The sequence below is a fragment of the Thiobacillus sp. SCUT-2 genome (assembly GCF_035621355.1).
Lineage (GTDB): Bacteria > Pseudomonadota > Gammaproteobacteria > Burkholderiales > Thiobacillaceae > Thiobacillus > Thiobacillus sedimenti.
Window position 1 is genome coordinate 499,202 of record NZ_CP141769.1, and the last position, 13,799, is coordinate 513,000.

Annotated in this window: 20 protein-coding genes; 16 read left to right on the forward strand and 4 right to left on the reverse strand. The window is 65.8% G+C overall.

All coding sequences use genetic code 11. From position 1 onward, the window contains the following. Positions 1-7: 7 nt before the first annotated feature. From rpsN to VA613_RS02470, 16 genes are all read left to right on the forward strand, one after another. Positions 8-313: a 30S ribosomal protein S14 gene (gene rpsN, locus VA613_RS02395; protein WP_324780269.1), complete on the forward strand. Its 306-nt coding sequence runs from the start codon at positions 8-10 to the stop codon at positions 311-313. 12 nt (positions 314-325) lie between these two features. Next, the gene (rpsH, locus tag VA613_RS02400; RefSeq protein ID WP_324780270.1) at positions 326-721 is read left to right on the forward strand and encodes a 30S ribosomal protein S8; all 396 of its coding nucleotides are present in this window, start codon (positions 326-328) and stop codon (positions 719-721) included. 11 nt (positions 722-732) lie between these two features. Further along, on the forward strand, positions 733-1,263 hold the full coding sequence (gene rplF / locus VA613_RS02405; RefSeq protein ID WP_324780271.1) for a 50S ribosomal protein L6: 531 nt from the start codon (positions 733-735) through the stop codon (positions 1,261-1,263). 16 nt (positions 1,264-1,279) lie between these two features. Continuing rightward, on the forward strand, positions 1,280-1,633 hold the full coding sequence (rplR, locus tag VA613_RS02410) for a 50S ribosomal protein L18 (protein WP_324780272.1): 354 nt from the start codon (positions 1,280-1,282) through the stop codon (positions 1,631-1,633). A gap of 15 nt (positions 1,634-1,648) precedes the next feature. Further along, entirely contained in the window at positions 1,649-2,164 is a 516-nt protein-coding gene (rpsE, locus tag VA613_RS02415; protein ID WP_324780273.1) for a 30S ribosomal protein S5, read from the forward strand. Positions 2,165-2,167: 3 nt separating this feature from the next. Next, entirely contained in the window at positions 2,168-2,353 is a 186-nt protein-coding gene (gene rpmD / locus VA613_RS02420; RefSeq protein WP_324780274.1) for a 50S ribosomal protein L30, read from the forward strand. After that, entirely contained in the window at positions 2,354-2,788 is a 435-nt protein-coding gene (rplO, locus tag VA613_RS02425; protein WP_324780275.1) for a 50S ribosomal protein L15, read from the forward strand. An 18-nt stretch (positions 2,789-2,806) separates the two neighbouring features. Continuing rightward, positions 2,807-4,120, forward strand: a complete 1,314-nt coding sequence (gene secY / locus VA613_RS02430; protein WP_324780276.1) for a preprotein translocase subunit SecY — start codon at positions 2,807-2,809, stop codon at positions 4,118-4,120. Beyond that, the gene (gene infA, locus VA613_RS02435) at positions 4,120-4,338 is read left to right on the forward strand and encodes a translation initiation factor IF-1 (RefSeq protein WP_151608575.1); all 219 of its coding nucleotides are present in this window, start codon (positions 4,120-4,122) and stop codon (positions 4,336-4,338) included. Before secY ends, infA begins: the two co-directional genes overlap by 1 nt. Before the next feature lie 43 nt (positions 4,339-4,381). Further along, the gene (gene rpmJ, locus VA613_RS02440; protein WP_296651123.1) at positions 4,382-4,495 is read left to right on the forward strand and encodes a 50S ribosomal protein L36; all 114 of its coding nucleotides are present in this window, start codon (positions 4,382-4,384) and stop codon (positions 4,493-4,495) included. An 85-nt stretch (positions 4,496-4,580) separates the two neighbouring features. Beyond that, positions 4,581-4,937: a 30S ribosomal protein S13 gene (rpsM, locus tag VA613_RS02445; RefSeq protein ID WP_324780277.1), complete on the forward strand. Its 357-nt coding sequence runs from the start codon at positions 4,581-4,583 to the stop codon at positions 4,935-4,937. 9 nt (positions 4,938-4,946) lie between these two features. Continuing rightward, positions 4,947-5,339, forward strand: coding sequence for a 30S ribosomal protein S11 (gene rpsK, locus VA613_RS02450; RefSeq protein ID WP_324780278.1), 393 nt, complete (start codon positions 4,947-4,949; stop codon positions 5,337-5,339). A 15-nt stretch (positions 5,340-5,354) separates the two neighbouring features. Next, positions 5,355-5,984 (forward strand): 30S ribosomal protein S4, encoded by a 630-nt coding sequence (gene rpsD / locus VA613_RS02455; RefSeq protein WP_324780279.1) that lies wholly within the window; start codon positions 5,355-5,357, stop codon positions 5,982-5,984. Between the two features lie 47 nt (positions 5,985-6,031). Further along, positions 6,032-7,012: a DNA-directed RNA polymerase subunit alpha gene (locus VA613_RS02460; protein WP_324780280.1), complete on the forward strand. Its 981-nt coding sequence runs from the start codon at positions 6,032-6,034 to the stop codon at positions 7,010-7,012. Between the two features lie 80 nt (positions 7,013-7,092). Further along, on the forward strand, positions 7,093-7,482 hold the full coding sequence (gene rplQ / locus VA613_RS02465; protein ID WP_324780281.1) for a 50S ribosomal protein L17: 390 nt from the start codon (positions 7,093-7,095) through the stop codon (positions 7,480-7,482). A gap of 147 nt (positions 7,483-7,629) precedes the next feature. Beyond that, positions 7,630-8,358, forward strand: a complete 729-nt coding sequence (locus tag VA613_RS02470) for an SAM hydrolase/SAM-dependent halogenase family protein (RefSeq protein ID WP_324780282.1) — start codon at positions 7,630-7,632, stop codon at positions 8,356-8,358. 6 nt (positions 8,359-8,364) lie between these two features. Here the strand turns inward: VA613_RS02470 and VA613_RS02475 are convergent, their stop codons facing one another. The 4 genes from VA613_RS02475 to uvrA all read right to left on the reverse strand — a co-directional run bounded on the left by VA613_RS02475 (position 8,365) and on the right by uvrA (position 13,748). Continuing rightward, positions 8,365-9,651 carry a glycerate kinase type-2 family protein gene (locus tag VA613_RS02475; RefSeq protein ID WP_324780283.1) on the reverse strand — a complete coding sequence of 429 codons (1,287 nt, stop codon included), beginning with the start codon at positions 9,649-9,651 and terminating at the stop codon, positions 8,365-8,367. Between the two features lie 104 nt (positions 9,652-9,755). Next, on the reverse strand, positions 9,756-10,079 hold the full coding sequence (locus VA613_RS02480; protein WP_324780284.1) for a hypothetical protein: 324 nt from the start codon (positions 10,077-10,079) through the stop codon (positions 9,756-9,758). A gap of 109 nt (positions 10,080-10,188) precedes the next feature. Continuing rightward, entirely contained in the window at positions 10,189-10,926 is a 738-nt protein-coding gene (locus VA613_RS02485) for a pseudouridine synthase (protein WP_324780285.1), read from the reverse strand. After that, positions 10,926-13,748 (reverse strand): excinuclease ABC subunit UvrA, encoded by a 2,823-nt coding sequence (gene uvrA / locus VA613_RS02490; protein ID WP_324780286.1) that lies wholly within the window; start codon positions 13,746-13,748, stop codon positions 10,926-10,928. The genes VA613_RS02485 and uvrA overlap by 1 nt, the downstream gene beginning before the upstream one ends. Positions 13,749-13,799: the final 51 nt, after the last annotated feature.

Consider the following 13,799-nt stretch of genomic DNA (forward strand, 5'->3'; position numbering starts at 1 on the left):
GGTAGGCATGGCCAAGTTATCCTTGATCAACCGTGAAGAAAAGCGCGCCCGCATGGTGAAGAAGTATGCCGCCAAGCGCGCCGAGCTGAAGGCTGTGATCGCCAACGCGCAAAGCAGCGATGAAGACCGCGCTGCCGCCTACAAGGCGCTGCAGGCGCTGCCGCGCAACGCGAGTCCGGTGCGCCAGCGCAATCGCTGCCAGCTGACCGGTCGTCCGCGCGGCGTGTTCAGCAAGTTCGGCCTGGCGCGCGGCAAGCTGCGCGAGTACGCGATGCGCGGCGAGATTCCCGGCATCGTCAAGGCTAGCTGGTAAGGGGCAAACGATATGAGTATGAGTGATCCGATCGCGGATATGCTGACCCGCATCCGCAACGCGCAGGCGGTCGAGAAGGCGTCGGTGGCGATGCCTTCCTCCAAGGTCAAGGTGGCCATCGCCACGGTGCTGAAGGACGAGGGTTACATCGAGGATTTCGCCGTTCGCGGCGAGGCGGGCAAGCCCGAGCTCGAGCTGCAGCTTAAGTATTACGCCGGGCGTCCGGTCATCGAGCACATCGAGCGCGTCAGCAAGCCCGGCCTGCGCATCTACAAGGGCGCGGAAGAGTTGCCGCGGGTCATGAATGGCCTGGGCGTCGCGATCGTGTCGACGTCCCGCGGTGTGATGACGGACCGCCGCGCGCGCGCCAACGGCGTGGGCGGCGAAGTCCTCTGCGTGGTGGCGTAAGGAGAGCGGATATGTCACGTGTAGCCAAGAATCCCATTACGCTGCCGAAGGGCGTCGAGGTCACGGTCGGTTCGACGATCGCCGTCAAGGGGCCGCTCGGCTCGCTGAGCCGCGCCGCGGCCGCGGATGTCAATGTCGCCCTCAACGATGGCGTGCTGACCTTCGCGCCGGCCGACGGCAGCACCCAGGCGAACGCGATGGCGGGCACCATGCGTGCGCTCGTCAACAACATGGTCCAGGGCGTCTCGAAGGGCTTCGAGAAGAAGCTGACGCTGATCGGCGTCGGCTACCGCGCCCAGGCCCAGGGCGACGCACTGAACCTGACGCTCGGTTTTTCACACCCGGTCGTGCACAAGATGCCGGCCGGCATCAAGGTCGAGACGCCGTCGCAGACCGAGATCGTGATCAAGGGTATCGATCGCCAGATGGTGGGCCAGGTGGCCGCGGACGTTCGCGCCTATCGCCCGCCGGAGCCCTACAAGGGCAAGGGCGTTCGCTACAGCGACGAAGTGGTCATCAAGAAAGAGACCAAGAAGAAGTAAGGCTTAAGGACAGAGCATGAACACCAAGCAATCACGGATTCGCAGAGCGCGCAAAACCCGCGCCAAGATCGCGGCCGTCAAGGCGATCCGCCTGGCCATCCACCGCACCAACAGCCACATCTACGCCCAGATCATTTCGGCGGATGGCGGCACGGTGATGGCAAGCGCGTCGTCGAACGACAAGGACATGCGGACGGCGGTGCCCAACGGCGGCAACATCGCGGCTGCCGCGGCGGTGGGCAAGCGACTGGCTGAAAAGGCCAAGGGCTTGGGCATTGAAAAAGTGGCCTTCGACCGATCGGGCTTCAAGTTCCATGGGCGCGTGAAGGCCCTGGCGGACGCGGCCCGCGAAGGCGGTTTGGTATTTTAACGAGGCAGACTCAAGATGGCCCGTACAGCACCTACGAGTAACGAAGAGCGCGGCGACGGCTTGCGCGAGAAGATGATTTCGGTCAACCGCGTCACCAAAGTGGTGAAGGGCGGCCGGATCATGGGTTTTGCAGCGCTGACGGTGGTCGGCGATGGCGATGGCGGCATCGGCATGGGCAAGGGCAAGTCCCGCGAAGTCCCGGTGGCCGTGCAGAAGGCCATGGAAGAAGCCCGCCGCAAGCTGGTCAAGATCAGCCTGAAGAACGGCACCTTCCATCACACCGTGGTGGGCCAGCATGGCGCATCGCGCGTGCTGATCCAGCCCGCGTCGGAAGGTACCGGCATCATCGCCGGCGGGGCCATGCGCGCCGTCTTCGAGGTGATGGGCGTGCAGAACGTGCTCGCCAAGTGCCTGGGCTCGACCAATCCCTACAACGTCGTTCGCGCCACGATCGACGGCTTGATGAAGATGTCGACGCCGTCCGAAATCGCGGCCAAGCGCGGCAAATCCGTTGAAGAAATCACGGGGTAAGCCATGAGCGAGCAGAAGAAAATCAAGGTGACGCTGGTCAAGAGCCTGATCGGTACCAAGGCGCCCCATCGGGCTTGCGTGCGCGGACTCGGCCTGCGTCGGCTGAATCACACGGTCGAGGTGCTGGACACCCCGGCCAACCGCGGCATGATCAACACGGTCGCCTATCTGGTGAAGTGCGAGGCTTAAATGGAACTGAACAACATCAAACCGGCCGACGGCGCCAAGAAGGACAAGCGGCGCGTCGGGCGCGGCATCGGCTCGGGGCTCGGGAAAACCGCGGGCCGGGGCCACAAGGGCCAGAAATCGCGAGCGGGCGGCTTCCACAAGGTCGGCTTTGAAGGCGGCCAGATGCCGATGCATCGCCGCCTGCCGAAGCGCGGCTTCGTGTCCCTGACCAAGGCCGACACCGCACGCGTTCGGCTTGCGGACATCGCGGCGATCGGGGCCGACGAGATCGACCTGCTGGTGCTGAAGCAGGCCGGGGTCGTGGGCGCGGGCGCCAAGGCCGCGCGCGTTTACCTGTCCGGGGAGATCGGCAAGGCGGTCAAGCTCCGCGGCATCGCCACGACGAAGGGTGCGCGCGCCGCGATCGAAGCGGCTGGCGGCAGCGTCGGCGAATAAATCCTCGGGGAACACGCATTGGCTACCCCCAAGACCGGTCTGAACAAATTCGGCGACCTCAAGCGCCGTCTGCTGTTCCTGCTCGGTGCCCTCGTCGTGTACCGGATCGGGACCTTCATTCCGGTGCCGGGCATCGATCCGCTGGTGCTGGATCAGTTGTTCAAGTCGCAGCAGAGCGGAATCCTCGGCATGTTCAACATGTTCTCCGGGGGGGCGTTGTCGCGCTTCAGCGTCTTTGCGCTCGGCATCATGCCGTATATCTCGGCGTCGATCATCGTCCAGCTGATGACGACGGTGTCGCCCCAACTCGAGGCGCTCAAGAAGGAAGGCGAGGCCGGGCGGCGCAAGATTACGCAGTACACGCGCTACGGCACCCTGGTGTTGGCGGTATTCCAGGCGCTCGGTATCGCCATCGCGCTCGAGGCGCAGGCGAACCTCGTCCTCGAGCCGGGTCTGGCATTCCGCCTGACGACCGTCTTCACGCTGACGGCCGGGACGATGTTCCTGATGTGGCTTGGCGAACAGGTGACCGAGCGCGGCCTCGGGAACGGCATCTCGATCATCATTTTCGCCGGCATCGCGGCCGGACTTCCGCATGCAATCGGCGGCACCCTCGAACTGACGCGGACAGGCGCATTTTCGATCCCGCTGGTCCTCATGCTGTTCGTTGCGGTGCTGCTGGTGACGGCGCTGGTGGTCTTCGTGGAACGGGGGCAGCGCAAGATCCTGGTCAACTACGCGAAGCGCCAGGTCGGGAAGATGGTCGTGGGCGGCCAGAGCTCGCACCTGCCGCTGAAGCTGAACATGGCTGGCGTGATTCCGCCGATCTTCGCGTCCAGCATCATCCTGTTTCCGGCGACCCTTGCGGGCTGGTTCGGGAGCGGGGAGAGCATGGGCTGGCTGAAGGACCTCGGCGCGACGCTCGCGCCCGGGCAGCCCATTTACGTGCTGCTGTATGCGCTGGCGATCATCTTCTTCTGCTTCTTCTATACGGCGCTGGTCTTCAACTCGAAGGAGACGGCGGACAACCTCAAGAAGAGCGGGGCCTTCGTTCCGGGCATCCGTCCGGGCGAGCAGACGGCGCGCTACATCGACAAGATCCTGACGCGGCTGACGCTGGTGGGAGCGATCTACATCACGTTGGTGTGTCTGCTGCCCGAGTTCCTGATCCTGAAATGGAACGTGCCGTTCCATTTCGGGGGGACATCGCTCTTGATCATTGTGGTGGTGACGATGGATTTCATGGCGCAGGTGCAGGCTTACGTAATGTCGCACCAGTATGAAGGCTTGCTGAAAAAGGCCAATTTCAAGAACGGCTTGGCGGGGCGCTGATGTCGAAGGAAGACGTGATTCAGATGCAGGGCGAAGTCCTCGAGAACCTGCCGAATGCGACCTTTCGGGTCAAGCTGGAAAACGGACATGTTTTGCTGGGTCATATCTCGGGAAAAATGCGGATGCACTACATCCGCATCCTGCCGGGAGACAAGGTGACGGTCGAGCTGACACCTTACGACCTGACCAAAGGCCGGATCGTATTCCGGGCGAAATGATTTTTGACCGGCCCCTGCGGCCGGTCGGTGAATGGAGAAAACCATGAGAGTGCAGGCTTCTGTCAAGAAAATGTGCCGTAAGTGCAAGGTGGTACGCCGCAAGGGCGTGGTGCGCGTGATCTGCGAGGATCCGCGTCACAAGCAGCGCCAGGGCTGAGCGCTGCGCGCTAAATTGAATTCGAACCGACCTGAAGGCGGGTTGGTGTGTTATAATTTTTTGTTTTCCGTTCGGAGCATTGCGAATGGCTCGTATTGCTGGGGTTAATATCCCGAATCATCAACACGCGGTTATTGCATTGACCGCCATTTACGGCATCGGCCGGACGACCTCCGGCAAGATCTGCGACGCGGCTGGCGTGGCGCAGAACGCGAAGATCAAGGATCTTTCCGACGCCGAAATGGAACGCTTGCGCGAGGGCGTGGCCAAGTTCACGGTCGAGGGCGACCTGCGTCGTGAAATCACCATGAACATCAAGCGTCTGATGGACCTCGGCTGCTATCGCGGCTTCCGTCACCGCAAGGGTCTGCCGGTGCGCGGCCAGCGCACCCGCACCAATGCGCGTACCCGCAAGGGCCCGCGCAAGGCCATCAAAAAGTAAAGGTTAATCATGGCTACCAAAACTGCAGCGCGCGTTCGCAAAAAGGTCAAGAAGAATGTCGCCGAAGGCATCGCGCACATTCACGCTTCGTTCAACAACACGATCGTGACGATCACCGACCGCCAGGGCAACGCCCTCTCGTGGGCGACCGCGGGTGGCGCCGGCTTCAAGGGCTCGCGCAAATCCACGCCCTTCGCGGCGCAGGTTGCGGCCGAGAACGCCGGGAAGATGGCGCAGGAATATGGCGTCAAGAACCTGGAGGTGCGGATCAAGGGGCCCGGCCCCGGCCGCGAATCCACCGTGCGTGCGTTGAACGCGCTGGGTTTCAAGATCACCGCGATCTCGGATGTCACCCCGATCCCGCACAACGGCTGCCGTCCCTCCAAAAAGCGTCGTATCTAATTACCAGGGAATATCATGGCTCGTAATCTTGATCCCAAATGCCGTCAGTGCCGCCGCGAAGGCGAGAAGCTCTTTCTCAAGGGTGAGAAGTGCTTCACTGACAAGTGCGCCATCGAGCGCCGCAGCTACGCGCCCGGCCAGCACGGCCAGAAGAGCGGCGCCCGCCTGTCCGGCTACGGCGTCCAGCTGCGCGAGAAACAGAAGATCCGCCGCATCTACGGCGTGCTCGAAGGCCAGTTCCGTCTGACCTACAAGAAAGCCGACAGCGCCAAGGGCGTGACCGGTGAAAACCTGCTGTCGATGCTGGAATCGCGTCTGGACTCCGTCTGCTATCGCATGGGATTCGGCGCGTCGCGTACCGAGGCGCGTCAGGTCGTCCGCCACAACGGCATCACGGTGAACGGTCGTCGCGTGAACATTCCGTCCTACCAGGTGCGGCCGGGCGACGTGGTCGAGGTGTCGGACAAGGCGAAGGCCCATCTGCGCATCAAGGCGGCTGCCGAAGCGACCGCGGCGCGCGGCTACCCCGAGTGGGTCGAGGTCGACGCCAAGGCCCTGAAGGGCACCTACAAGGCCGCGCCGCAGCGTTCCGAACTGCCTTCGACCATCAACGAGTCGCTGGTCGTCGAACTGTACTCCAAGTAAATAAGCTGGCTGGGTCTCTTTGACTGGGTCTTAAGGAATCGCACTTTATGCAAAGCGCTACGGAATTTCTCAAGCCGCGTATTGTGGAGGTCGATCGTGCCTCCCCGCTGCACGCCAAGGTCATCATGGAACCCTTCGAGCGCGGCTATGGCCACACGCTCGGCAACGCGCTGCGTCGTATTCTGCTGTCCTCCATGGTGGGCTATGCGCCGACCGAGGTGAGCATCAGCGGCGTCGTGCACGAGTACTCGACCATCGAGGGCGTGCAGGAAGACGTCGTCGACATCCTGCTGAACCTCAAGGGCATCGCGTTCAAGATGCACGGCAAGTCGGAGGCGGTTCTCAAGGTCTCCAAGTCGGGTGAAGGCGTCGTGACGGCGGGCGACATCGAAGTCGGCCACGATATCGAAGTGCTCAATCCGGATCACGTGATCGCGCACCTGACGAAGGGCGGCAAGCTCGACATGGAAATCAAGGTCGAGGCTGGGCGCGGCTACCAGCCGGCGACGGCCCGCAAGGTCGCGGACGAGACGCGTTCGGTCGGCTCGATTCTGGTCGACGCCTCCTTCAGCCCGGTGCGTCGCGTCGCCTACTCGGTTGAAAGCGCGCGCGTCGAGCAGCGCACCGACCTCGACCGTCTGGTCATTGACATCGAGACGAATGGCGTCGTCGAGCCCGAGGAAGCGGTCCGCACCGCTGCGCGCATCCTGGTGAGCCAGTTGTCCGTGTTTGCCGACCTCGAAGGTACGCCTGCCGAGTCGGAGTCGCCGCGTTCGCCGCAGGTCGACCCCATGCTGCTGCGCCCGGTCGATGATCTCGAACTGACCGTTCGCTCGGCGAACTGCCTCAAGGCCGAGAACATCTACTTCATCGGCGACCTGATCCAGCGCTCCGAGACCGAATTGCTGCGCACGCCGAATCTCGGTCGCAAGTCGCTCAACGAGATCAAGGACGTGCTCGCTTCGAAGGGCCTGTCGCTGGGCATGAAGCTGGAAAACTGGCCGCCGGCCGGCCTCGAGCGCCCCTGATTTTAAAACCCAAAACAACAAAGCGCGGGTCGCCGTGGCAGGCGGCCTTGCCCAAGAATAGAACCTGAAAGGAAATTGCCATGCGTCATCGTCAATCCAATCGCAAGCTGAACCGCACCACCAGCCATCGGCTGGCCATGTTCCGCAACATGAGCGTCTCGCTCCTGCGCCATGAGGTCATCAAGACCACGCTGCCGAAGGCCAAGGAACTGCGCCGCTTCGTCGAGCCGCTGATCACGCTGGGCAAGGAGCCCACGCTGGCGAACCACCGCCTGGCCTTCGACCGTCTGCGCGACCGCGAGATGGTGGTGAAGCTTTTCGGCGAGCTGGGCCCGCGTTACAAGACGCGTCCGGGTGGCTATCTGCGCATCCTGAAGTACGGATTCCGTGTTGGCGACAACGCACCGATGGCGCTGGTCGAACTGGTCGATCGCCCGGACACCGACGTGGTTCCGGCGGACGCCGACTGACGCACTGCAGCCAGCAGAAGAAAAAGCCGGGTTCGCCCGGCTTTTTTCATTTGAAGAGGGGGTTAGAGCCTGGTGGCGCGGACCGGCTTGTCGCGGTGGCGCCCGGTCAGGCATAGTCCGGATATCGATTCGCTGCGGGGGCACCACGTGATCGTTCTTTTCACCGACTTTGGGACGCGCGATCCCTACGTGGGCCAAGTCAAGGCGCGCTTGGCCGAGCACGCACCCGGCGAGTGCGTGGTGGATCTGCTGCACGAGGCGCCGGACTTCAACGCGCACGCCGGCGCGCATCTCCTCGCCGCCTTCGCGCCGGGCTTTCCGCCGGGCTGCGTCTTCCTGGCCGTGGTCGACCCCGGCGTGGGTACGCCGCGCGACGCGGTGGTGTTGATGGCAGGGGGGCACTGGTTCGTGGGGCCGGACAACGGGCTGCTGTCGGTGGTCGCCGCCCGCAATACGGACACCCGTGTGTGGCGCATCACCTGGCGGCCGGAGACGCTGTCGGCGACCTTTCACGGGCGGGACCTGTTCGCGCGGATTGCCGCGGACATCGCGCGCGGCGCCTTTCCCGCGGACAAGCTTGCGCCCGTCCCCTCCCTGAAGGTCGAGTTCGATGCAGGCGACCTGGCGCGGGTGATCTACATCGACCATTACGGGAACGCGTGGAGCGGCGTGCGCGGGGCGCCGCCGAAGACGCGCGTGACGGCAGGCGGAAGCCTGTTCAAATATGGCGACACCTTCGGCGGCGTCGGAAAGGGCGAAGCGTTCTGGTTCGTGAACAGCGTCGGCCTGGTCGAGCTGGCGGTCAACCGGGGCAGTGCCGCCGCGGTGTTCGGCCTGAAGGTCGGCGACCCCGTGCAGGTACAGCGCCCGAACTGAGGCCACTCACGCCAGACCGAGCAGCACGGCGCGGTAGTCGTTCACGTTGGTGCGCGTGGGGCCGGTGACGATCAGGTCGCCCAAGGCGGCGAAGAAGCCGTAGCTGTCGTGTTCTGCCAGCGAGCGGGCGGCGTCGATGCCGAGCGCGGCCGCGCGTGCCAGCGTATCCGGCGCCAGCAGCGCGCCGGCGTTGTCCTCGCTGCCATCGATGCCGTCGGTGTCGGCTGCCAGCGCCCACGCGGGCGTGTCGCCCAGGGCCAGGGCCAGCGCCAGCAGGAATTCGGCGTTGCGTCCCCCGCGGCCATGTTGCGGGCGCAACGTGACCGTCGTTTCGCCGCCGGAGAGCAGGGCGAGCGGGCCACGCCGGGCTGAAGCGCGGACGAGCGCCGCGTGCTGCCGGGCGACGGCCTGCGCATCGCCGCTGACGCTGTCGGAGAGGACCAGGGCACGAATGCCGTGGGCTTCGAAATGGCGGGCTGCAGCGTCGAGACCGGTACGCGCGTTCGCGACCACACGGTTTTCCACCCGCTCGAAGCAGGAGTCGCCCGGCTTCGGGGTGTCGGGCTCGACGCCCGCAACGCAGCGTTCAAGGTGGGCGCGCACGCTCGGGGGCGGCACGATGCCGAAACGCGCCAGCCGCTCCAGCGCATCGGCACAGGTCGTGGCGTCGGGGGCGCAGGGGCCGGAAGCGATGTCGCTCGGGTCATCGCCGACGACGTCGGAAAGGATGCGCGCCTGCACGGCCGCGCCGTGGCCGTCGGGCGACGCTGCCCGTGCAAGCTGCCCGGCCGACACGCGGGTCAGGTGCTTGCGGACGGTATTGATATCGTGGATGGTCGCGCCCGCGCCGAGCAGTGCCTTGGTCACCTGGCGCAGTTCCTTCAGCGTCACGCCGTCGACCGGCGCGGCGAGCAGGCTGGAGCCGCCGCCCGAGATCAGCGCCAGCAGCAGGTCGTCCGGCCCCAGTGTCCGCGCCAGGTCGAGCATGCGCAAGGCGGCGGCCTGGCCGCGGCCGTCCGGGAGGGGATGGCTCGCCTCGACGACCTCGATGCGGCGCGTGGGCAAGCCGTGCCGGTAGCGCGTGACGACGAGTCCCGAGAGCGGTGCATCCGACGGCCAATGGGCCTCGACGGCGGCGGCCATGCTGGCCGCCGCTTTTCCGCCGCCGACCACCAGGGTACGCCCACGCGGCGGTTGGGGCAGGTGCCCGGGCAGGATGCGCGCGGGGTCGGAGGCGGCGACGGCGGCGCGGAACGAGTCGAGCAGCAGGGTGCGGGGATTCGGTGAGGGCATGGCGTCGGCGAAGCGAAGGCGTGCACGGCCGGAGGATGCCGGCCGCGCACGGCACAAAAAAAGCGGCCACACCGGCTGGCCGCTCGGGCTGGCGGGCGGCAGGTTTACTGCTTGGTCGCTTCCTTGGCCTTGTCGGCCATTTCCTGGGTTTTTGCTGCCGCGGCGGCGGCAGTGTCCGCCGTAGCCTGGGCCGCTTCGGACGCTGCCTTGGCTGCTGCGTCTCCGGCAGCCGTTGCGGCGTCCCCTGCGGCAGTTGCCGCTGCCCCCGCCGCTTCCTTCGCGGCGCCTGCGGCTTCGTGAGCGGAGTCCGCCGCCGCGCCGGCGGCTTCCTTCGCCTGGTCCATGGCAGGCGCGGCGGCTTCCTGCGCCTTCTGGCAGGCAGTCAGCGCGAGGACGGCGAACAGTGAAACGAGTAGTCTGGATGGCATGGGACCTCCTTGAAGTGAGTTTCGACACGAGGCGGGCGCGGCGAGCGTCCGCAACCCTTATTCATACGCCAAAATGGCCGGCATACAAGCGTCGCGGTCCCCGCGCCGTCTAAAGGAAGCGCTCGTCAGCTCGCAGATAACGCCATTGCCCGAGCGGCAGCTCCCCCAGCCTGACCCCGCCGATGCGCACGCGCTTCAGGCCCACCACCTTCAGCCCCACCAGCTCGCACATGCGACGGATCTGGCGCTTGCGGCCTTCCTTGAGGATGAAGCGCAGCTGGTCGGCGTTCTGCCACGCGACCCTGGCCGGGCGCAGCGTGCGGCCATCGAGCGACAGGCCGTGGTTGAGCAGTGCGAGGCCGCGGTCATCGAGGTGGCCCTCGACACGGACAAGGTATTCCTTCTCGACGTCGGAATCGTCGCCGATCAGCTGCTTCGCGATGCGGCCGTCCTGCGTGAGGACCAGCAGGCCGGTCGAGTCGATGTCGAGCCGCCCCGCGGGGGCGAGGCCCTTCAGCTGCTTTTGTGAAAATCGACGCGGCGCGCGGTCCTCGCGCCAACGCGTGTCGGGGCGGATCAGCGCGGCGGCTGGCTGGTAGCCTGGCTCGGGCTGGCCCGAGACGTAGCCGACCGGCTTGTGCAGCAGGATGGTGACCCGCTCGGCCTGCCGGGCCGTCGCCTCGACATCGAGCCGGATCGCGCAGTCGGGGTCGACCTTGGTGCCGAGTTCGGTGATGCGGCGGCCGTCGACGAAGACGAGCCCTTTTTCGATGTAGGCGTCCGCCTCGCGGCGCGAGCACAGCCCGCGCTCGGACATCAGCTTGGAGAGGCGGACGGACTCGACCATCAGCGTCGGGCCAGCACCGGCTGCAGATATTTTCCGGTGTGGCTGGCCGGATTGGCGGCGACGTCCTCGGGCGTGCCCTCCGCGATGATCATGCCGCCGCCGGCGCCGCCCTCGGGGCCGAGGTCGACCAGCCAGTCGGCGGTCTTGATGACGTCGAGGTTGTGCTCGATGACGACCACGCTGTTGCCCGCGTCGGCGAGGCGCTGCAAAACCTTCAGCAGCAGGTCGATGTCGGCGAAGTGGAGGCCGGTGGTCGGCTCGTCGAGGATGTAGAGCGTGCGCCCGGTGTCGCGCTTGGAGAGTTCCAGCGCGAGCTTGACGCGCTGGGCCTCGCCGCCCGACAGCGTGGTGGCCGACTGGCCGAGGCGAATGTAGCCCAGCCCGACGTCGATCAGCGTGGTGAGCTTCTTCTTCACCACCGGCACCGCGTCGAAGAATTCGGCGGCGTCCTCGACCGTCATCTCCAGCACGTCGCGGATCGTCTTGCCCTTGTAGTGCACCTCCAGCGTCTCGCGGTTGTAGCGCGCGCCGTGGCAGACGTCGCACGGCACGTAGATGTCAGGAAGAAAGTGCATCTCGACCTTGACCACGCCGTCGCCCTGGCAGGCCTCGCAGCGCCCGCCCTTGACGTTGAAGGAAAAACGCCCCGGGCCGTAGCCGCGCGCGCGCGCCTCCGGGACGCCGGCGAAGAGCTCGCGGATCGGCGTGAAGAGGCCGGTGTAGGTCGCCGGATTCGAGCGCGGCGTGCGGCCGATCGGGCTCTGGTCGACGTTGATCACCTTGTCGAAGAATTCGAGGCCCTGGATCTCGCCGTGCGGCGCGGGCTCGGCCGACGAGCCGTAGAGGTGGCGCGCCACCGCCGTGTAGAGCGTGTCGTTGATCAGCGTCGACTTGCCCGAGCCCGACACGCCGGTGATGCAGACCAGCAGCCCGACCGGCAGGTTGAGCGTGACGTGCTTGAGGTTGTTGCCGCTCGCGTCGGTGACGACCAGCTGGCGGTCGGCGTTTGCCTTGCGGCGCTTCTTCGGGATCGCGATCTGGCGGCGGCCCGAGAGGAACTGGCCGGTGAGCGAATGCTTGGCCAGCCGGATCTCCTCCGGCGTGCCCTCGGCCACGACTTCGCCGCCGTGCACGCCGGCGCCGGGGCCCATGTCGACCACGTAGTCGGCCGCGCGGATCGCATCCTCGTCGTGCTCGACGACGAGCACCGAGTTGCCGATGTCGCGCAGGTGCTTCAAGGTCGCCAGCAGGCGGTCGTTGTCGCGCTGGTGCAGGCCGATCGACGGCTCGTCGAGCACGTACATCACGCCGGTCAGGCCCGAACCGATCTGGGAAGCGAGCCGGATGCGCTGCGCTTCGCCGCCCGAGAGCGTGTCGGCCGAGCGGTCGAGCGACAGGTAGTCCAGGCCCACGTTGTTGAGGAAGCCGACGCGGGCGACGATCTCCTTGACGATCTTGTCGGCGATCTGGGCGCGGTGGCCTTCGAGCCTGAGCATCTCGAAGAAGGCGAGCACCTCCTTCAGCGGCATCGCGCTCACCTGGTAGATCGGCGCGCCGCCGACCATCACGTGGCGGGCCTCCTCGCGCAGGCGGGTGCCGTGGCAGGCCGGGCAGGGCTTGTTGTTCTGGTACTTGGCGAGTTCCTCGCGCACCGCCATCGAATCGGACTCGTGGTAGCGCCGCTCCATGTTGGCGAGCACGCCCTCGAACGGATACTTGCGCGTGGTGAAGCCGCCGCGCGGCGCCAGCGCCTGGAAGGCGATCGCCTCCTTGCCGGAACCGTCGAGGATCACGTCCTGGACGCGCTTCGGCAGGTCTTCCCACGGCGTGTTGAGATCGAAGCCGTAGTGCATCGCCAGGCTCTGCAGCATCATGAAGAAGAACTGGTTGCGCTTGTCCCAGCCCTTGATCGCGCCGCTGGCCAGCGACAGATGCGGGAAGGCGACCACCCGTGCCGGGTCGAAGAAGGTAATCTGGCCCAGGCCGTCGCATTGGCTGCACGCGCCCATCGGGTTGTTGAACGAGAACAGCCGCGGCTCCAGTTCGGGCAGCGCGTAGCTGCATATGGGGCAGGCGAACTTGGCGGAGAAGAGATGTTCCTTGCCGGAGTCCATCTCCACCGCGAGCGCCCGACCCTCGGCATGCCTGAGCGCGGTCTCGAAGCTCTCGGCCAGCCGCTGCTTGGCGTCCGCGCGCACCTTGAGACGGTCGACCACGACCTCGATGGTGTGCTTCTTGTTCTTGTCGAGCTTCGGTACTGCGTCGAGCTCGTGCACGGCGCCGTCGACCCGCACCCGCACGAAGCCCTGGGCTCTCAGTTCGGCGAACAGCTCGACGTTCTCGCCCTTGCGGCCGACGACCAGCGGCGCGAGGATCATCAGCTTGGTGTCCTCGGGCAGCGCCAGCACGGCGTCGACCATCTGCGACACCGTCTGCGCGGCGAGCGTGATGCCGTGCTCGGGGCACTGCGGGTCGCCGACGCGCGCGTAGAGCAGGCGCAGGTAGTCGTGGATCTCGGTGACGGTGCCGACGGTCGAGCGCGGGTTGTGGCTGGTCGCCTTCTGCTCGATCGAGATCGCCGGGGAGAGCCCTTCGATCAGGTCGACGTCGGGCTTCTCCATCAGCTGCAGGAACTGCCGCGCGTAGGCCGACAGCGACTCGACGTAGCGGCGCTGGCCTTCGGCATACAGGGTATCGAACGCCAGCGAGGATTTGCCCGATCCCGACAGCCCCGTGATCACGACCAGCTTGTTGCGCGGCAGGTCGAGATTCACGTTCTTCAGGTTGTGGGTGCGGGCGCCACGGATGCGGATGGATTCCATGTTGGGGGCGTGAGGCGTAATTCGCAACCTGCTAATATAACGGACTTCCAG